Here is a 20,753-nt window from a genome sequence, read left to right as displayed (position 1 = left end):
TTTCCACATTATTTATGGTACAGTTCTCCGTATAGCTTCTAAGTGAGTTTTTATATTCTTTCTATAAACTTTAAAAACCCACCTAAACTCCTATCTATGGATTCTCTAGCTTTTGCTTGTATATTTATTTCTATTATGCTAAAAACTTCAGTCCATGTAAAATCAATATAATTATCTAGTTGAATCCCGCTATCCTTTACACTATTCTTCCCATAAACATATGGTGAGCCTTTAGTTATAGCCATATAATACCATATATCTGTATCATCATGTTTATACCTTTCTATATCGAAGTTATTATTTAAAATAGCTTTAGGTTGATGAAGATAGTCTTTATCATCTTCATACATTGTCCTTTCATAGTTTTTAAATTCAATATAATATCTCACATTTCTTTGTTCCTCAGCTATATAAAAATGTAGATATGCATCAATATAATATTTCTTACCTCTATTTGTATCATTAAAACATCTCACTTCTGTATCGTAATCTATTAAAGTAAACTTCTTATTATATTTATTCTCTAAAATTAAATGTAATAATATTAGATAATTATTTCTTAAATTATCTGTATAAATAAATTGTTCTTTGCACAACAAATCCCTCCATGCTTCTTCTGAGAACACTTTATACCGTGATTGAAATTTAAGTGCTTTAAGCTTATCAGTCTCATCCAAAAAAACAAAAGATTTTCTTATAGCTTCTTCACTCACACAATAATCAGAAGCTTTAATCATACTTTGTCTAAATTTATAATACTCCCTCTTTGTTAAACCATATGCTACTGAATGGGGATAATACTTATACTTTGAAAGGTATTCGAAGTAAGATACTTTATGATTATCAAGTATTATGTGTGAAGATGTATAATACTCCAATACATCACATCTTATCCACAATAAAGCTGAATCTCCCGTATGAACTTTATTATTTTTAGTCAATTTTATAATTTTCTCTAATTGCTTATCACTATAATTAAATTGCTGAAATAGTAACTCAAATGCCTCATTAAGCTGAGGGGCATTTTCCTCAAGTTCTTTTTTAATATTTTCATTATAAATATTATAAAGAGTACCCCGTCTGTCATTTAATTTAATTTCAAACATTTTATTCCAATGTATGGCCAACTCTTCAGGTAAAAATATTCCATTAATTACGCACTCGGCAAAAGGAATAATATCTCTGCTACTTTCTTTACTTAAAAAAATATTTCCTATCAACGGTACCTTTTTCTTTAGTCCCTCTTTAATCATTAATTCATTATTTATTTTTTTTGAAGGATAATGCAGAATTAAACTTTTACGATTTTTATAAGTAAAATTAATCATTCTCTCAAATCGCACTAAAAGCGCCTCTGTTTCATCAACATGCCTAATTCTCTCTAACTTTTCTTCATTAGTTCCTTGGATTCTTTTATTATTTAGTATTTTTTCTATATCATCTTTTTCAAAAAATTTAAACACTTCTTAATTCTCCCTTTTTATCTTTGTTTTATATCATATCCACTCTCAGTTTATCCTAATCATTTTTCTCCACATTCTCTATTTCATTTATTCTTCTTCGGCATATAGTTAAAGCCTTTATGTTTGTATCACAACCAATATATCGTCTCCCACTTTTCACTGCCGCTACTATAAAGCTCCCACTTCCCATAAAAAAGTCAGCTATTAAATCTCCTTTCTTTGAACTACTCAAAATAATTCTCTCCATTAATTCTATCGGTTTTTGACTGCAATAGTCCTCCCATTCTTTTGATTTAGGATTGACTACACCAATATCAGCTATTACATCTTGACACGTGGTAAATGGCTGTTCGTTAAATTTTTCTTTTATTGCTTTCTTGCTAAATATTCCTTTTTCTTCGTGTATTCGCTTATAAGTTTCGAATTTCTCCTTATCATAAACAAGATATGCATTGCCTGAATCAAAAAATCCTCTTTGCATTCTATCAACCTTTTTTCCATTAAATATTTTTTGAGGTTCAAAATAGAATTCTTCACCTTTAGTATAAAATAGTATATTATCGTGCTTTTTCAAATATAAATCTTCTTGATTTTGAGAAAAAGTATTCTTCCACCAGATTATTTCATTTCTAAAATTTTTTTCTCCAAATATCTCATTCATTATTGCTCTCATTAGATAATTAATACGGGTATCTACCTGAATATAAATAGAACCATTATCTTTCAATTTATTTCTCATTAGATTTAATCTGTTGACATAAAAATTCCTTACTGTATTTTCATCAGATTTAATGTCCTTATAGTCTTTAAATTTTTTTCCTGTACCATATAGAACATCACAGTAAATCAAATTAATACTATTATTTGGTATCTCTCTCAAAAGGTTTAGGTTGTCACAATAGTATAGTTCATTTTCTTGATACTTGATAGCCAATTTATAAATTCCCCTTTACAACCTTAATATATATATATATATTAAGGTTGTATACACAGTATCACTATTTTTCCTATACTCATGTTAAATACCCAGCCAAATAATATTGAGATAGAAGCATAATCTATTCAAGAAGCTTAGTATGTTCTGTTCTATATTTAAAATAAAGTTAGTCCTCACTTATTTATGGTACGGTTCTGTTCACATCATTATAATCCAACTAAATAAGGGCATAAGAAAACCCTCAACTAAAATTAATTAGTCGAGGGTTTCATTGGTGGAGGCGAGGGGTGTCGAACCCCTGTCCGAAGGCAGCAACACCTAGGCATCTACGAGCGTAGTCAATAATTTAACATTCCCTCTACCTAACCCCTATTGACCAGGTTTAAGTTTTAGTAGCTTCATATTTTCCGTTTCCAGGTCAAAGCTTTCCCAGACTCGGTTCACCGCTGTCGTCGCCCTATCCTAAGTCGCGGTCATCTAAGGTAAGACGTAGCAGTCTAAGCTGCTAGTTGTAAATTATCGTTTGCGTTTAAATTGTTCCAATAGTTTTTTAATGCGGGTCCATAGGTTCCCTCAGCTCGCTTCCTCGACACAACGTACCCCCGTCGAAACCAAGTACGCCCCCAAAGATGTGAAAAGATTAAATTTAAATCTTTTACACTGTAATAATATAAAATCATTATTACATATATAACGCAAATCTATATTTTCTAATTTTTTGTAACTCATATATCGATTAGATAGTAACTTTAAGTTCTTTACTATGTTACTGACTATAGTCCTAATAATACACCATATTATACTCTTTATCAAGTGCTAATATTATGGAATCTAAGTTCATTATTAGAATTTATCTCATTCTCTCTTTTATCTGTCTATCCATATCTCTCTTAGCATCTTTTTCTAGCATTGCATCTCTCTTATCATAATCCTTCTTACCACGAACAACCCCAAGATTAACTTTTACCTTAGTATCTTTAAGATAAAGAGCTAACGGAACTAGTGTATAACCTTTTTGAGCGGTGAATAACCCTAGTTTAATTATTTGTTCTTTATGAAGCAATAACCTTCTGGGTCTTAATGGATCAACATTAAACTGATTTCCATTCTCATAATGGCCTATATGCATGTTTTTAACGAATATTTCTCCATTTATAACATCTGCAAAACTATCTTTTAAGTTTGCTTTACCAGCCCTGATGGATTTCACTTCTGTACCAACAAGCTCTATACCAGCTTCCATTGCTTCCTCTACAAAATAATCATGTCTTGCTTTTTTATTTTGTGCCAGTGTTTTGTTTTCTGTCTTCTTTATCATAACTTCACCTACTTTATTCTTATTAGTATAGTGTAAGATTTTTTGTATTATTCTTTTTATTAAGTATCATTATACTATATATAATGCCTTATTTCAAGAATATGCAGAGCGTTTTAACAAAATATTCCATGTTTAATCTATAAGAGAGAAAGTTTTCTCTCTTATAGATTATTCTTATATTGGTATTATTCTAATGCTCTACTCTTCTTCCTTTGTTGAATCATCCTTTATGAGTTCATTTAATTGATTAACTGAATAATCATCTGAGCCTTCTTCATGCTCATCCTCATCTTTAATTATATCAAAATAAACCTCATGAGAAGTTAGATCAACTTTACTAACTATGATTCTTACCTCTTCTCCTAATTTGTACATCTTCTTAGTTCTCTCTCCAATAAGGGTTAAATGTCTTTCATCAAAGACATAATAATCATCATCTAAGGTAGTCATATGAACTAAACCTTCTACAGTATTAGGGAGTTCAACAAATAATCCAAAATTGGTTACTGATGAAATAATACCATCAAATTCTTGACCAACTCTCTCATTCATGTATTCTGCTTTCTTTAAGTCATCAACGTCTCTTTCGGCTTCCATGGCTACTCTTTCCATATCTGATGATTGTTTAGCAGCAATTTCGACTTCTTTTTTTAACCTCTCTATTCTTGCATCACTTAATCCTCCATTTAGAACCTCTTTAATTATCCTATGGATCATTAAATCTGGATATCTTCTAATTGGTGATGTAAAGTGACTGTAATACTTAGCAGCCAAACCAAAATGACCACTACATTCTGATGAATATTTTGCTTTCATCATAGAACGGAGAAGAAGTGTGCTTACTACCATTTCTTCTTTCTGACCTTTAACTTTTCCTAATATATCTTGAAGCATTCTAGGATGAACTTCCTTACCCCATTTTACAGCGTATCCTAAATTATGTGCAAATTCACTAAAACGCATTAGCTTTTCTTCATCTGGATCCTCATGAATTCTATATACAAATGGTACATTTAGCCAGAAAAAATGTTCCGCTATAGTTTCATTAGCTGCTAACATAAATTCCTCTATTACTCTATTTGCAATACCTCTTTCATAAGGTACGATATCTATAGGTTTTCCGTTTTCATTTAATATTATTTTACACTCAGTAAAATCAAAATCTATAGCGCCCCTATTCATTCTGTTTTTATTAAGAATGGCACATAACTCTTCCATATGTTTAAAGTCTTCATATAAATAGTCATATCTTTTAATTACTTCTTCATCCTTATCAGTAAGTATTTTCGTAACGTCAGTATAAGTCATTCTCTCATTAGTTTTTATAATACTTTCCACTATTTCATGATCTACATGTTTTCCGTTTTTATCTATCTCCATAAAACAAGTGAGTGCTAACCTATCCACTTTAGGATTTAAACTACAGACTCCATTTGATAATTTTTTAGGAAGCATTGGTATAACTCTATCAATTAAGTATACTGAAGTTGCTCTTTTCAAAGCTTCTTTGTCTAAAGGATTTTTGTCTTTAACATAATTAGAAACATCCGCTATGTGGACTCCTAAACGATAGTTACCATTATCCAAAAGCTCAATAGATACAGCGTCATCTAAGTCTTTAGCATCCTCACCATCTATAGTTACCATACGTAGGTCCCTTAAATCTTTTCTTCTTGCATACTCTTCTTTTGGAATTTCATCAGATATGTTTTCTGTATAAGTTTCAACAGCTTCTGGAAATTCCTCTGGTAGTTTATGTTTTTTAATTATAGACAATATATCAATACCTGCGTCACCTTTGTTACCAAGGATTTCGATAATCTTTCCCTCAGGGTTTCTTTTTTGTTCTGGCCACTGAGTTATTTCAGCTATTACTATTTGGCCTGTTTTTGCACCAAGTCTTTCAGATTTAGGAATAAATATATCTTGAGCGATTCTCTTATCGTCAGCTACTACAAAACCAAAATTGCTACTATCTTGATAAGTTCCTATTATAGTTTTATTAGATCTTTCTATTACTTTTGCAATTTCACCTTCGCATTTTTTCCCACCATTTTCCTCTTTTAAAACTTTCGCAAGAACCTTATCACCATTCATTGCTCCGTTTACATTATCTGCTGGAATAAATACATCTGGTCTTTCTGTTTCTGGTATTACAAATCCAAACCCTCTTTGATGACCTTGAAATTTACCAACTACAAGACCCATCTTCTCTGGTATACCATAATATTCAGCTTTTGATCTAGCTACATCACCAGCCTTCTCCATTTCAGATAATAAAGCTGCAAAACCTTTAATATCTTTCTTTTTTATATCAAATATTCTAGATAGTTCCGCTATGTTCATAGGTTTGTATGCTTGCTCTGTCATAAGACTTATTAAAGTTTCTTTTATATCCATTAGGTTTCCTCCTGTTTAATTTCTACATGTTTTGATTTTTATACTTACTTAGTTTTTATATCAACATAATTTTTATACTAATGTATTTATAAATTATCCTAAAAATTATTATTATCACTCCAGTTTTTAATGTTATTATGCTAATTTATTCATATACTTCTATAATTACTCACTTTATTATAATCTAAAAACCACATCTAGTATATACTATGTGGTTATATACTTCCCTAATCTTAATAAAAAATGCCCCCATTAAATAGTTATATTTAATGCGGGTGTTTTGCTTAAACATATTATATTAAAATTCCTTCTTAAAATCGACTTTTTTTACAAAATAAAACAGCCCTTGGGGTTGGGCTGCTTTTATAACAAATAAAAGGGGGGCTATTTCTCTTTCTATTTATCTTTGCTTCTTAATTATATTAAATTTCACCAATGTTTGCAAGCACTTTCCACAAATTTCATTCAAACAATTTATAAAGCGGGTAAATTCCATCCATATTTTGTTTGTTTTTGTCATATGTTATAATATTTCCAATTAAATTACACCTGTTTTAATAAATTTATCTCATCTTCCGACAATTCTCTACATTGACCTTCAACTAAATCTTCATCTAATTTTAATGGTCCAAAACTAACTCTTCTTAAGAACATAACATTCTTATTTACGCTCTCAAACATTCTTTTCACTTGATGAAATTTACCTTCTTGAATAGTAACCATTACCTCTGATCCATTTTCATTTGCAGTTAACACTTCTAATTCTGCTGGCATACATTTATATCCGTCGTCTATTACTACACCTTTCTTAAAAGTATTTATGTCACTTGCATCTATAAATTTATTTATTTCTGCATAATATACTTTATCTACATGGTTTTTAGGTGCAATTAATTTATGATTTAATTCACCATCATTAGTAATTAGAAGTAGTCCTACTGTATCTTTATCAAGTCTTCCTATAGGAAATGGTTTAAACGCACGGTACTGCTCATCTATTAAATCAATTACAGTCTCGTCATTTCTATCTACAGTAGCTGAAACCACCCCTGATGGCTTATTCATAACTAAATATATATATTTTCTATAGTTAATTTCATCACCTGATACCTTTATTACAGCCTTCTCTGGATCTACTTTCATAGCACTGTCAGTTGCTATTACTCCATCAACCTCTACCTTTTTTTTCTTAAGTAATGCCTTTACTTCTTTTCTTGTTCCATGACCTAAGTTTGACAATATCTTGTCTATTCTGTCCATTAGCACTCATCTCCTCAACTAGTTCTTTATATTTTAGTTAAATCATCTCCTATAGAGCTGCATCTCCTGTGGAGCTGTATAATTAGTATAAAGTATTTTAATTATAAAAAAACAGCTTTAAAAGCTGTTTTAAATTTATTTTTTAACTTCAATCTCTATTATATCATAATCTTCATACGAAATACTCTTATAAGAGCTTTTTGACAATACTAACATTTTGTATATACCCTTATGGAAAGGTATAAAGCTATAGTCATCTTTTTTGCTAAACTTTTGTACTAAGCTCCAGTTTCCTTTTTTCATAAGATAAAACTCATATACAACATCCTTCCCACCCATACTTTGTGATTTAAATGTTACGGTCTCATTAACTATAAAATTTTCATTATCACATAAAATCTTTGTATCTGTTACAGGCAAAGCCTTATGCACTTCTATTTTTACCTCTTTTCTACTATCATATGCACTTGCACTCAATTTATTTTTTACAAGTATTTCTATTGCATAACTTCCGCTACATTTTGGTTTAAGCTCATAATTTTTATATTCTATAAAACTTGTTTGTTCAACTACTTTATCATCTATTTTTAAAACATAATTTATAAGTGTATCACTTGTATTTTCATATATTACTTGCACAGGAATAGTATCGCAAACCATATAATATTTGTTTTTATCCATTAGGACATAATCTATTTTAGCTGGGATACATTCTAATGCTTTAATGTATACACTTTTGCTTATATCAAATTCACTCGTTGAATATTTATCTTTTACTCTTACCTCGAGTTTAAAATTTCCACTTTCCTCTGGAGTAAAATCTACAAAATCATGTATCCCGAATTCTATCTTCTCTATCTCTTCCTCATCCTTAAAAACAACAAAACTGTATCTTAAAGGATTCCCTCCTGTTGCTTTAACTGTTAAATGAATTCGATCACCTACTAGTACAGTATCTTTCTTGTCTATTATTATATCCTCGATCTTCACGGTTTCTTTCCCTATTTCCTCATAGGGATCTACATTATAATAAATTAATGCTCTATCATCAAATTCCTTAAGAGAAAACATATCCTTAGCCATACATAATAACTTATAATTGCCCCTATTGGTTTCAACATAACTAACTAATTTCTTAGTTGAATAGTCTTGAATACAACTTCTATTTCCCTCACTATCGATTTTTACAAATTTATATAAAACCATCCTATTATCCTCATACTTTGTCTCCACATCAAAAACTATTTCTGTTCCTTCTAATATATTCTCAGTTAAACATTTAAAGTTCATAATTTCTAAAGTTTGTATAGCTTGTACATTAAATTGTATCTTCATTGAATCATCAAACATATTTTTAGAATTTACATTCTTGCATTCTACCAAGAACTCTTTTTCTCCAGAGTATGTGGAGGTCCATGTCATTATGTTTTCTGGTGAATAATCCGCTAGAAGTTGCCAATCATCCCTTTCATGTACCCAGTATCTATACATAATAGGTACATTAATTGCATCTACCGTTAAGGTGATTTTTTCTCCTACCATTATTTCCATTTTGTCTATGTAAATATCCTTAATTAGCTTCTCATATACCTCTCCAACTAGGTAGTCTGTCCTTGACATAAAATCAAAGGGTCTATTACTTTCTTTTCTTTTAGCTTGTACCATTATGGAGTACTTCCCATCCACCTCTGGCTTCCAAATAGCAACACTTTCCTCTCTTGATTTCTTTAAAGTATCCCATGTTCCATTGAGGCCTACAAGAAATTTATAGTCTAAATTATTCTCTAATTCATTTTCAACCCTGATTTCGATCTCTTTATATTCTTGCTTGGCATCATCTAAACTAAACAATATATTCATTTCATTCATTTAAATTTACCCACCTTTATAAATATGCATTTACTACAAGTTATTCTTCCAAAATCCATCTCTTAATAATATTATACTATATTTCCATTATTTGTAACACAGTCTATTCCATTTTTTTTCTCTTATTTATAGACATAAACATCAATTAATAATTGATGTTTTATAAGTTTTATAGTTTATTTTGGTAATATATGTCATTTAAAAATCGATAAAAAAATAGCCAGTAACTTTCGCTACTAGTTATATCTTATATTTAAAATCTCACAAACAAATTACCTAATGTTATTGATTAGCTTTTAAAATAAGTTTAATTAAATTATTATAAAGCTTATCATCATCTTCACTTGTTCGTTTTTTAGGACCAAAGGTTTTACCACCACTCCGTCTTAATTTACCAGACAAATGCCGCTCAAATAATAATTTATCAATATTGTTATCATCATATATATGCCCCTTAGGTCCAATAGCATAGGAGCCTTTAGCTAAAACCATAGCGGCTACTCCAAAATCTTGAGTAATTACTATATCCTTTGACTTTGCCTCATTAGCTACTTTCATATCAACAGTTTGAAACCCACTATCTACATATCTTATTGAAGCGTAATCACTACTAAGTACATGATTAATATCACAAAACATAATAAGCTCTATAGAGTTATCCTTAGCTGCCTTTTCTATTAACTGTTTACCAGGGCATCCATCTGCATCTACAATAATTCTCATATAATTTTCACCATTAATATTCCTCCTTATTTATATCTGATGCAAAATAATTATTAGTTGATTCGATCCTTGCATTTACCTATTTTAGATATAAATGCAAGCTTTCTTTTAAAAAATCATCTTGTAAAACAACATAGAATGATTTTAGTTTATTCAAGGATATAAATCAAGTTTTTAAATGAAATTTAGTATTTTTAACAAAATATGTATCATAAAAATAAATATATTAAGTACCTACTTGTGTTTGTCCGCATATATTGAATTATATTAATATATGAGGTGTGATTTTTTGATTATTCATGTTGTTAAAAATGGAGAAAGCTTATATGAAATTTCAAAATTATATGGAGTTCCATACAATAAAATTGCTGATGATAATGAACTTACAAACCCAAATGAACTTGTGGTAGGCCAAACACTTGTAATATTACAAGGTACTCGTAAACACAGAATTCTTCCTGGGCAATCCCTTTATATCATAGCTAAAGCCTATGGCACAACTATTGCAGATTTATATGCTGCAAATCCTATCCTTAATAGTTCTATTATAATTTACCCTGGTCAGATTATTAATATACCACCATCAACACAAAAATTAGGTTCTATTGAGGTTAATGCTTATGCACTTCCCGGTACAGATATGGATGTTCTTGAAAAAACTCTTCCAAACCTAACATACCTAAGTATATTTAGTTACCAAATACAACCTAACGGAACACTAAAAGGCATAAATGACGTTCCTTTAATTGAGGCTGCTAGAAAAGCTAATGTAGCTCCTATGATGGTTGTTACAAATCTAAAAGAAGGTGGTGGATTTGATAGTAACCTTGCTCATACCATACTCACAAATCAGACAGTACAAAATGAATTGTTTAATAACATAATTACTACATTAAAGGATAAAAATTATTATGGATTAGATATAGATTTAGAATACATCTTCCCAGAAGATAGAGAAAACTATAACACCTTTCTACGAAGAGTTGTAACTACCCTAAGGCCCTTAGGGTATCCTGTTACTACAGCCCTAGCACCTAAACCCTCTGGTGATATAAAAGGCTTACTGTATGAAGCTCATGATTACCCTGTTCATGGAGCTCTTGTAAACCACGTTATACTAATGACTTACGAATGGGGATATACCGCCGGTCCACCACTTGCAGTTTCTCCAATTAACGAAGTAAAAAAAATTCTTGATTATGCTGTAACCGTAATCCCAAGTAAAAAGATTTTTATGGGAATACCTAATTACGGTTATGATTGGACACTACCTTATGTAAAAGGCACTAAAGCAACTGCACTTGGCAATGTTGAAGCGGTAGATCTTGCAAGAAAAGTATTTGCATCTATTAAATATGACTATACTTCCCAGGCTCCATTTTTTAATTACTATGATGCTAACAAAAAAGAACATGTAGTTTGGTTTGAAGATGCCAGAAGCATGAATGCTAAGCTTAGGACTGCTGCGAAATACAATCTAGGTGGGGTAAGTTATTGGACAATCGGAAAATATTTTCCTCAAGCATGGCTAGTTCAAAACTCACTGTTCAACGTTAAGAAATTACTCTAACGACATAAAAAGGTATGATAAATTAATAATTATAATGTACCCTATAGAGTAGACGGATTTAAAAAAGTCTACCCGGTAGGGTATTTTTATGTATAATAAAGAAAAGTATAATAATTTAAATTAGATATATACAAGGATGGTGGAAATTTAAATGAGCAACAAAACATTTACAGAAAAAGAAGTAGCAATACTAGCTAAAAACAAAAATGTTAAAGCAGTAAGTATGAAGGGAATTACATATACCGATGAATTTAAACGCATTTTTATAATAGAGAACGAAAAAGGAAAATTTCCAAGGGAGATATTTGAAGAAAATGGGTTTGATATAGATATAGTTGGGATTAAACGTGCTAAATCATCAGGATCTCGCTGGAGAGCTGCATATAGAAATGAAGGTATATGTGGACTAAATGATGCAAGAAATGCCAATACTGGAAGACCAAGAGTGAGAGAACTTTCCGCAGACGAAAGATGTGAGCGCCTTAAAGCCCAAATTAACTTGCTGAAAGCTGAGAATGAATTATTAAAAAAAATCGACATCCTAGAAAGAAGGCTGATAAGCAAGAAATAATCTTAGTAGCACAGGAAAAATTCATCCTTATAAATTCACAAATCGAAAAATATAAGCTCAAAAATATGCTTACCCATTTATGCAAAATTACGGGTGTATCTCGTTCTGGATATTACAATTATTTCTCTACTAAAGCTCTCAGCCGTAGGCGCCAACGTGATAGGTTGGATGAAGCAGTAGGAGAAATTGTACTAAATGCATATAACTTTAAAAATCGTAAAAAGGGAGCTAGACAAATAAAAATGACATTAGAAGGCGAATTTGGAATCGTATACAATTTAAAACGTATTAGAAGAATAATGAAAAAGTATGGTATCATTTGCCCCATTAGAAAAGCGAATCCATATAAACGTATGATGAAAGCTACAAAGGAGCATACTGTTTTAAAAAATCTATTAAATAGAAATTTCAAACATAATATACCTGGAAAAGTATTGCTTACAGATATAACTTATCTATTTTACGGAAAAAGTAAGAAGGCATATTTATCTACGATTAAGGATGGATCTACAAATGAGATTTTGGCATACAATGTGACTGATAATTTGAGATTAGACATCGTAACAGACACTATACATAATCTGAAAAAGAATAGAAAAATTAAATTGCCTAAAGATGCATTTATACACTCAGATCAAGGATTTCATTATACGAATCCGACATTTCAAAAGCTAGTAAAAAAATCTGGTTTAGGACAATCAATGTCAAGACGTGGAAACTGCTGGGATAATGCTCCACAAGAATCATTCTTTGATGAGGCATACATAAAATCATGTGAAACATTAGAACAACTAAAGCAAGAGATTAAGCAATATATGATCTACTATAATAAATTTAGATATCAATGGGGTCTAAAAAAGATGACTCCTGTTCAATACAGAAATCATCTTCTCAAATCAGCATAGACTTTTTTTAAAATTGTCCTTGACAAGGGGTACACATTACATTTACCATACCTTTTATATAAAAACCATTTTAAATAACTCTTTCATCTAACAAATCCAAATCTCTAAAACGTTGTTTTAAATTCATTTTAAAATTATCATCTATATCAATTTTATCTTCTTTTTTATTAACTTTAATTTTGTCTAAAACTTTACTCTGATTTATATATTTATATATTGCCATACTTAACTTAACACTTTTTATATTATTCATATATACCATCCTCCGAAAAAATAATTCTTACATAAAATCTATCTTATACACTTATTATACATCAAATTACATCAAACGACAAATTATTTGACACGTTTTTTAAATTTCATTTGCATATTCGACATTATTCGAAAAAAATAACCTATATCTATTTGTATTAATATTGTTAAGTTAAATTTAATAAAAAAGCAGATGAGAATAATTTATTCTCATCTGCTTTTTTAGAAATTGTTAAATATTTTATATTACAAATAAAACAACGTAGTATATAGCCATCATAATAAGCCCTAATGGAACTCCTAATTTAATCCATTCGCTACTTGTAATTTTTAATTTACCAGCAGAAATAATATTAGGTATATTACCTGGGATCATCATTCCTCCACTAATAAGCAATCCAAGAAGCACAGCTTCAACTTGTACTTGTGACATTTTAACACTTATTTCTGCAGCTGCAAGTGTCGCATTATCTAACACTGCCGAAGACATATTAACCCAATATAAATAGTGATAATCTAGAGTTATTATATATTTATCAATTATCGGTCTAAATCCTTCTCCAAGTAACTCTAATGCTATTATGAATAGGAAGATTTTAATTGCTCTTATAAGAATCAATTTATTTGTTTCATCTTCAAGTTCTTCATCATCATTCACTGTTTTAGTTTTGTCTAGAGAAGCATACAATGCTCCAATAACACCAAGTATTAATATTCCTGGGATAATATAAATACCTAATCTATGTAAAAGATCCCAAAACCCCAAACTAAGTTTAGCGACTACAATTGTGGATAATGGCTCCCCTATTGGTGTTAATATTGACCCAATCCCAATTGAAAAACATGAAATTATATTAATATTTATTTTATTTTTTCTACTAACTGGAAGTATACTAACTATCTCTACTAATAGAAGGGCAGCTATAATTGCTGTTATTATACTTGATAAAAGACCTATAATTACCACTAACAAAAACACAAAAATCCTTAATGGAATATGGTTTAAAATATGCTCTAATCCTATTTTTATAGGGTTATTAAATGCTTTGAATAAAAATCCACCTATTAATACAGCAAAGGCTATAAAATACATAAATTTATTTTGTGCAATACTAAGTAAAAATGTTTTGTTTAACACACCCGAAGTAATAGAAGCTAATAATCCAATAGTAAATAAAAAAACTTCAAGATTACTTTCTACTTTTTTTGATATAAGTGGTAACACGAAGGTTACTATTAAAAGAATAATTAATATAAAAAGCATTATTATCACGTCCTTTTGTTAATAGTTATAATGAATCAAGCATTACCTTGTCCAACCGTTAAAATATTATACAAAATTATACCATAAAATCTATATTAATTCAATTTTCACTATATAATTAGTTGAGCAATAGCCTATACTTAGGGCCTTAATATAAGTTTAACCATCCATTTACACTAATACATATTAGCAAAAATGGATGATCTTTTTAAATACAAAAATCACTAAAATACAAATAAAACAACATAATATATGAGCATAATAGCGATTCCGATTGGAGCCCCTACCTTAATCCACTCTTTACTTGTAATTTTTAATTTACCGGCAGAAATAATATTTGGTATATTACCTGGAATCATTATTCCTCCACTGACAAGTAATCCGATTAAAACAGCTTTAATTTGTTCTGGTGACATTTTAACACTTATTTCTGCTGCAGCAAGTGTTGCATTATCTAATACCGCTGAGGACATATTAACCCAATACAAATAGCGAGTATCAAGTGGTAATATATAAGCCTCAATTATTGGTTTAAAACCTTCTCCAAGTAGTTCCAATGCAATAATAAATAGGAAAATTTTAATTGCCCTTATAATTATCAATCCATTTGTTTCGCCTATAACAATTTCTTCATCGTTATCTGCTTTACTCTTTTCCTTTGATCCATACCCCGCTCCCATAATTCCAAGTATTATTATACCAGGAATAATATAAATACCAAGTTGATCTAAAAGGGACCAGAAACTCAAACCAAGCCTGGAAACTACAATTGTAGATAATGGCTCCCCTATTGGGGTTAATATTGCACCTAGTCCAATTGAAAAGCAAGAAATTATATTAATATTTATTTTATTTTTTCTACTAACCGGAAGTATACTAACTATCTCTACCAATAGAAGGGCAGCTATAATTGCAGTTATTACACTTGACAAAAGCCCTATAATTACTATTAATAAAAATATAAAAATTCTTAATGGAATACGTTTTAAAATATCTTCTAATGCTTTGTTTATATGTGTAGTTAGTGCTTTGAACAAAAATCCACCTATCAATACAGCAAAGGCTATAAAATACATGAATTTATTTTGAGCAATAGTGAGTAAAAGTGTTTTGTTTATTGCACCCGATGTAACAGCTGCTAATACCCCAATAGTAAAAAGAAAAATTTCAAGATTTGCTTCTACTTTTTTCGATACAATTGGTAATATAAAAGTTATTGCTAAAAGAAAAATTAGTATATAAATCATAATTATCACGTCCTCATTGTTATTGTAAATTATATTGAATTAGATCCGAATTACTATTTTTATATTATCTCCTTCCAAAATTAGTAATATGCAATGGGCTATGTTTTAAACATTATGAAGACAAAAAATAATAGAGTGGGATACTCAAATAAGAGTTTCCCACCCTAGAAACAAATTTTTCTCGGAATCAAACGTTAGTTTGTCCAACCGCTAACCATATTATAATTAAACTATATCATATAGTTTATATTAACTCAACTGTATTTAATACAAAATAAAAATATGAATAATTAAATTTTAGTATCGTATAATATGTTTCTTTGAATGAAATAATATTCTTGAAAGTATACGTATTAATAGTTTATAATACATAGTACAAACAAGTATTTAATTTTGGAAGGAGTTTTGTCTAAATGGGATTTATGTCCATACTATTTATCATAATAGGTCTATGTGTATTCGAAATAGTGTCCAGCATCGATAATGCTGTAATAAACGCAGAGGTTCTTGGAACCATGTCTGAAAAAGCAAAGAAATGGTTTCTGTTCTACGGTATATTGTTTGCAGTATTTATTGTAAGAGGCATGTTGCCATGGATTATAGTCTGGGTAACTAATCCAGGACTCGGTCCCATAGGAGCTCTTACTGCAACATTTTCAAATGATCCACACATAAAAGAATCATTTGAACTTTCCACACCTATCTTGATGCTTGGAGGAGGAGTATTTTTATTATTCCTATTTCTTCATTGGTTGTTTATTGAAGATAAGCACTTTGGACTTCCAGGTGAAGAGTTCTTCGTTAAACACGGTGCATGGTTTTATGCAATAGTTTCCGTGATTTTAGTTGTAATTGTTGCATTAGCTTTGAAACATGATTCAGTATTGGCACTCTCTGCTGTAATCGGGTCTTCTGCATTTTTTATTACTGATGGATTTAAGAAGAATGCAGAATCAAACGAACAACAATTATTGAGTAATACAAGTGGAATGTCTGACATTAGTAAGATATTATATTTAGAAATAATTGATATGACTTTTTCCATTGATGGGGTATTAGGCGCTTTTGCATTTACAACCTCAGTACCACTAATAATTTTGGGAAATGGCCTAGGAGCTATTGTTGTAAGGCAACTAACCATGGGGAATATAGAAAACATTAAAAAATATATTTTTCTTAAAAATGGAGCAATGTATTCAATCTTATGTCTTGGTGTAGTGATGATACTTGAAGGATTTAAAATAGAAATACCAGAATATATTACACCTTTGGTCACAATATTAATAATATTATTTTTTTTCTTTAAATCAAAAGTTTATGCTAAAAACAATCTGGCATCTGAATAGAAGAATATTATTTATAAAAAAGTGGTTATGATGTGCCTTTTTAATAGCACATCATAACCACTTTTAATTATCTTATTTTATTAATATATCTAAGTTTTTCAATAATTTATTACCTAAATGACCTATTCCCACTCAATAGTAGAAGGTGGCTTAGAGGTTATGTCATAAACAATTCTGTTTACTCCTTTAACTTCATTAACGATTCTACGGGATACTACATCTAATACCTCATAAGGTATTCTAGCCCAGTCTGAAGTCATTGCATCGGAACTTGTAACAGCTCTTAAAGCTACTGTGTGACAATATGTTCGCTCATCGCCCATAACTCCAACGGACTTAATGTTAGGAAGACATGCAAAATACTGCCATATGTCACCTTCAAGTCCTGCTTTGGCTATTTCATCTCTAAAGATCGCATCTGCCTCGCTAGTTATAAATAATTTTTCCTCAGTTATTTCTCCAAGTACTCTTATAGCGAGTCCTGGTCCTGGGAACGGTTGTCTCCACACTAAGTGATGTGGTATTCCAATTTCTTCGCCAACAGCTCTAACTTCATCTTTAAATAACTCTCTTAAAGGCTCAATTAGTTCAAAGTGCATATCTTTTGGAAGTCCTCCAACATTGTGATGACTTTTTATAGTAGCTGAAGTAGCAGTACCACTCTCTACTACATCTGGGTATATTGTTCCTTGAACAAGGAAATCTAATTGTCCGAGTTTATTTGACTCTTCTTCAAAAACTCTTATAAATTCTTCTCCAATTATCTTTCTCTTTTTCTCTGGGTCACTTACGCCCTTAAGCTTACCTAGGAACCTATCTTTAGCATTAACTCTTATTATCTTCATGTCGAATTCACCGTTAAATATAGTTTCAACTTGGTCGCCTTCATCTTTTCTAAGTAAACCATGATCTACAAACACACAAGTTAACTGATCACCAATTGCTTTGTAAACAAGTACTGCAGCAACTGAAGAATCAACTCCACCTGAGAGAGCACAAAGTACTTTTTTATCTCCAACTTGTTCTCTAATAGCCTTAATTTTCTCCTGTGCAAAAGAAGACATTGACCAATCACCATTAACCTGACATACATCATATAGGAACTTTCTAATCATTTCTTCACCAAAGAGAGTATGTTTTACTTCTGGATGAAATTGAACTCCATAAAGTTTTTTAGAAACATTTGCCATAGCAGCTACTGGACAATGCTTAGAAGTCGCAATAACCTCAAATCCTTTTGGAACTTTAGATATATGATCTGTATGACTCATCCAACATTGATTTTCATCTATTCCTTTGAAAATAGTAGCATCTTTATTTAGGTCAACTTCTACTTTACCATATTCACGAACTTCTGATGTTTTAACTTCTCCACCAAATGCTTGTGCCATTAATTGAGCACCATAACATATTCCTAATATAGGAATACCAATCTCAAATATTTCTTTGTCAATTTGTGGAGCACCATCAGCATATACACTATTAGGTCCACCTGTGAATATTATACCTATTGGATTCATGTTTTTTATTTTTTCAACAGAATATGTGTATGGTATTATTTCACAGTAAACACTGTTTTCTCTAACCCTTCTTGCAATAAGTTGATTATATTGACCACCAAAATCAACTACTAAAACTAATTCTCTATTAATCAATGTTTTTCCTCCTGTACATTTAAGCCTTAATTTATCTATTGTTACCTATTCTAGCTGTTAACGCTATAGTTTGGTGATTCCTTTGTAATTGATACATCATGTGGATGACTTTCACGTAATCCAGCTGAAGATTGAACAACAAATGTTGAAGTTTCAAACAATTGTACAAGTGTCGCTGAACCTAAATATCCCATACCAGACCTTATCCCACCGATCATCTGGAATATTGTATCTATAACGCTTCCTTTAAAAGGTAATCTTCCTTCTACACCTTCTGGAACTAACTTCTTATTTCCTTCTTGGAAATATCTATCCTTACTTCCACAAGCCATAGCACTTAGAGAACCCATGCCTCTGTATACCTTATAACTTCTTCCTTGATAGATTTCCATTTCTCCTGGTGCTTCCTCGCAACCTGCGAACATAGATCCAATCATTACTACCTTAGCACCTGCTGCTAACGCCTTAACTATGTCTCCTGAATATTTTATACCGCCATCTGCAATTACAGGAATTCCATATTTATTTCCTTCTTCAACACAATCCATAACTGCTGTAAGTTGTGGAACACCTACGCCTGCAACAATTCTTGTAGTACATATAGAACCAGGACCTATACCAACCTTTACACAATCTGCTCCTGCTTCAATTAAATCACGAGTTGCTGCAGCAGTTGCAATATTTCCTGCAATTATTTGGAGCTCTGGGTATTTAGCCTTTATTTCACGTACAGCGTCTAGTACTCCTAAAGAATGACCATGAGCTGTGTCTATAGTTATTACATCCACGCCAGCCTTTACAAGGGCTGCTACCCTATCCATCTTATCAGCAGTTACGCCAACTGTTGCGCCACATAACAATCTTCCGCGAGAATCCTTTGCTGCATCTGGGAATCTTAAAGTTTTCTCTATATCTTTTATAGTTATAAGACCTCTTAAATTATTTTTGCTATCTACTAAAGGTAACTTCTCTATTTTATGTTTTTTAAGAAGTTCCTTAGCTTCTTGCATGCTTGTTCCTTCTGGTGCAGTAATTAAATTTTCACTTGTCATTATATCTTTAATCTTTTTACTATAATCAGTTTCAAAGACTATATCTCTATTAGTAATTATTCCAACGAGCTTTCCATCTGTTGTAATTGGAACTCCTGATATTCTATATTTTTTCATTAATTCTAAAGCATCTTCTAGAAGGTTTTCTGGTGATAAGAAAAATGGATCTGTAATTACACCATTTTCTTGTCTTTTAACTCTATCAACTTCAATAGCTTGATTTTCAATACTCATATTTTTATGTATAATACCTATTCCACCCTCTCTAGCCATAGCAATAGCCATTCTAGATTCAGTAACAGTATCCATCGCTGCACTCATTAGTGGTATATTAAGTTTTATTTTTTTTGTAAGGTAGGTACCTAAAGTAACATCTCTAGGTAAAACCTCAGATTTGTTTGGGACTAACAATACATCGTCAAATGTATACGCTTGTTTTAATATCTTTGCCATTTAATCAACACCCCTTCGTACTTCTATTTTAGGTACATAAAATTAAACATCATATCAAAAATGATATTATATTTAATTAAATGTTCCTTATATTAATTTTTATAATTGGTATAAACCCATATATATATACAATATTAATAAATAAGGTATAAAGTATAGAAAAGCATACTAATCCTACTTTAATCAAAGTAAAATTAGCATACCTAAAATAAGTTCATACTAAAATTACCCATAGTGGTCAATTTAAGGCTGACCGTAGATGCTCCTTGCCGTATTCAAGGGATATATGAGTAGAGTTGTTTTTGTAGCTATTATAACTATGATAGTTAATTTTTAAAGATTTGTCAATAACTATCTTGCGCTTGCTCGTTTACATATTAAAAACTTATTTTTATGCTAATAAAATAGAAAGATTAACTAAATATAATCTAGTTAATCTTCCTATTCTAATATATTTTATTCTAATTA

At 30.5% G+C, this 20,753-nt stretch carries 15 protein-coding genes, 1 other RNA gene, 1 riboswitch and 1 other annotated feature; of the genes, 3 read left to right on the top strand and 13 right to left on the bottom strand.

Annotated elements, in window-relative coordinates:
• Positions 1-50 precede the first annotated feature (50 nt).
• The 8 genes from A7L45_RS01750 to A7L45_RS01715 form a co-directional block, all read right to left on the bottom strand.
• Entirely contained in the window at positions 51-1,463 is a 1,413-nt protein-coding gene (locus A7L45_RS01750; protein ID WP_071611176.1) for a hypothetical protein, read from the bottom strand.
• A gap of 55 nt (positions 1,464-1,518) precedes the next feature.
• Entirely contained in the window at positions 1,519-2,397 is an 879-nt protein-coding gene (locus A7L45_RS01745; RefSeq protein ID WP_071611175.1) for a DNA-methyltransferase, read from the bottom strand.
• A gap of 275 nt (positions 2,398-2,672) precedes the next feature.
• Positions 2,673-3,025, bottom strand: a transfer-messenger RNA (tmRNA) gene (gene ssrA, locus A7L45_RS01740).
• Between the two features lie 225 nt (positions 3,026-3,250).
• Entirely contained in the window at positions 3,251-3,718 is a 468-nt protein-coding gene (gene smpB / locus A7L45_RS01735) for an SsrA-binding protein SmpB (protein ID WP_071611174.1), read from the bottom strand.
• A gap of 198 nt (positions 3,719-3,916) precedes the next feature.
• Positions 3,917-6,118 carry a ribonuclease R gene (gene rnr / locus A7L45_RS01730; protein WP_071611173.1) on the bottom strand — a complete coding sequence of 734 codons (2,202 nt, stop codon included), beginning with the start codon at positions 6,116-6,118 and terminating at the stop codon, positions 3,917-3,919.
• A 543-nt stretch (positions 6,119-6,661) separates the two neighbouring features.
• Positions 6,662-7,378 carry a 16S rRNA pseudouridine(516) synthase gene (locus A7L45_RS01725; RefSeq protein WP_071611172.1) on the bottom strand — a complete coding sequence of 239 codons (717 nt, stop codon included), beginning with the start codon at positions 7,376-7,378 and terminating at the stop codon, positions 6,662-6,664.
• A 135-nt stretch (positions 7,379-7,513) separates the two neighbouring features.
• Positions 7,514-9,247: a triple tyrosine motif-containing protein gene (locus A7L45_RS01720; RefSeq protein ID WP_071611171.1), complete on the bottom strand. Its 1,734-nt coding sequence runs from the start codon at positions 9,245-9,247 to the stop codon at positions 7,514-7,516.
• A 282-nt stretch (positions 9,248-9,529) separates the two neighbouring features.
• A complete protein-coding gene (locus A7L45_RS01715; protein ID WP_071611170.1) occupies positions 9,530-9,970 on the bottom strand; it encodes a YaiI/YqxD family protein in 441 nt (146 codons plus the stop codon).
• A 289-nt stretch (positions 9,971-10,259) separates the two neighbouring features.
• On the opposite strand from A7L45_RS01715, the gene A7L45_RS01710 reads away from it, so the two are divergent.
• The gene (locus A7L45_RS01710) at positions 10,260-11,540 is read left to right on the top strand and encodes a glycosyl hydrolase family 18 protein (RefSeq protein WP_071611169.1); all 1,281 of its coding nucleotides are present in this window, start codon (positions 10,260-10,262) and stop codon (positions 11,538-11,540) included.
• A 151-nt stretch (positions 11,541-11,691) separates the two neighbouring features.
• A protein-coding gene (locus tag A7L45_RS22475) for an IS3 family transposase (RefSeq protein ID WP_152025076.1) occupies positions 11,692-13,016 on the top strand; the annotation gives its coding sequence in 2 pieces (ribosomal slippage) (positions 11,692-12,076 and positions 12,076-13,016; 1,326 coding nt in all).
• Between the two features lie 70 nt (positions 13,017-13,086).
• Here A7L45_RS22475 and A7L45_RS01695 read toward each other — a convergent pair.
• From A7L45_RS01695 to A7L45_RS01685, 3 genes are all read right to left on the bottom strand, one after another.
• The gene (locus A7L45_RS01695; RefSeq protein ID WP_071611166.1) at positions 13,087-13,269 is read right to left on the bottom strand and encodes a hypothetical protein; all 183 of its coding nucleotides are present in this window, start codon (positions 13,267-13,269) and stop codon (positions 13,087-13,089) included.
• Between the two features lie 240 nt (positions 13,270-13,509).
• Positions 13,510-14,532 carry a DUF1646 family protein gene (locus tag A7L45_RS01690; RefSeq protein ID WP_071611165.1) on the bottom strand — a complete coding sequence of 341 codons (1,023 nt, stop codon included), beginning with the start codon at positions 14,530-14,532 and terminating at the stop codon, positions 13,510-13,512.
• Positions 14,533-14,756: 224 nt separating this feature from the next.
• Complete coding sequence (locus tag A7L45_RS01685) at positions 14,757-15,779, bottom strand: DUF1646 family protein (protein WP_071611164.1); 1,023 nt, start codon at positions 15,777-15,779, stop codon at positions 14,757-14,759.
• A gap of 153 nt (positions 15,780-15,932) precedes the next feature.
• Positions 15,933-15,988: a sequence feature (sodium ion sensor (DUF1646 type); this cis-regulatory element may regulate processes involved in with the transportation of sodium ions), on the bottom strand.
• Positions 15,989-16,192: 204 nt separating this feature from the next.
• Here A7L45_RS01685 and A7L45_RS01680 point away from each other — a divergent pair.
• On the top strand, positions 16,193-17,125 hold the full coding sequence (locus A7L45_RS01680) for a DUF475 domain-containing protein (RefSeq protein WP_071611163.1): 933 nt from the start codon (positions 16,193-16,195) through the stop codon (positions 17,123-17,125).
• Positions 17,126-17,247: 122 nt separating this feature from the next.
• Here A7L45_RS01680 and guaA read toward each other — a convergent pair whose 3' ends face one another.
• Positions 17,248-18,777 carry a glutamine-hydrolyzing GMP synthase gene (guaA, locus tag A7L45_RS01675; RefSeq protein WP_071614821.1) on the bottom strand — a complete coding sequence of 510 codons (1,530 nt, stop codon included), beginning with the start codon at positions 18,775-18,777 and terminating at the stop codon, positions 17,248-17,250.
• Between the two features lie 53 nt (positions 18,778-18,830).
• Positions 18,831-20,285, bottom strand: a complete 1,455-nt coding sequence (gene guaB, locus A7L45_RS01670; RefSeq protein WP_071611162.1) for an IMP dehydrogenase — start codon at positions 20,283-20,285, stop codon at positions 18,831-18,833.
• Between the two features lie 212 nt (positions 20,286-20,497).
• Positions 20,498-20,595, bottom strand: a riboswitch (purine riboswitch).
• Positions 20,596-20,753: the final 158 nt, after the last annotated feature.

Origin of the sequence: Clostridium estertheticum subsp. estertheticum (assembly GCF_001877035.1) — a bacterium.
Lineage (GTDB): Bacteria > Bacillota > Clostridia > Clostridiales > Clostridiaceae > Clostridium_AD > Clostridium_AD estertheticum.
This window is presented reverse-complemented; position numbering and strand designations above follow the sequence as displayed.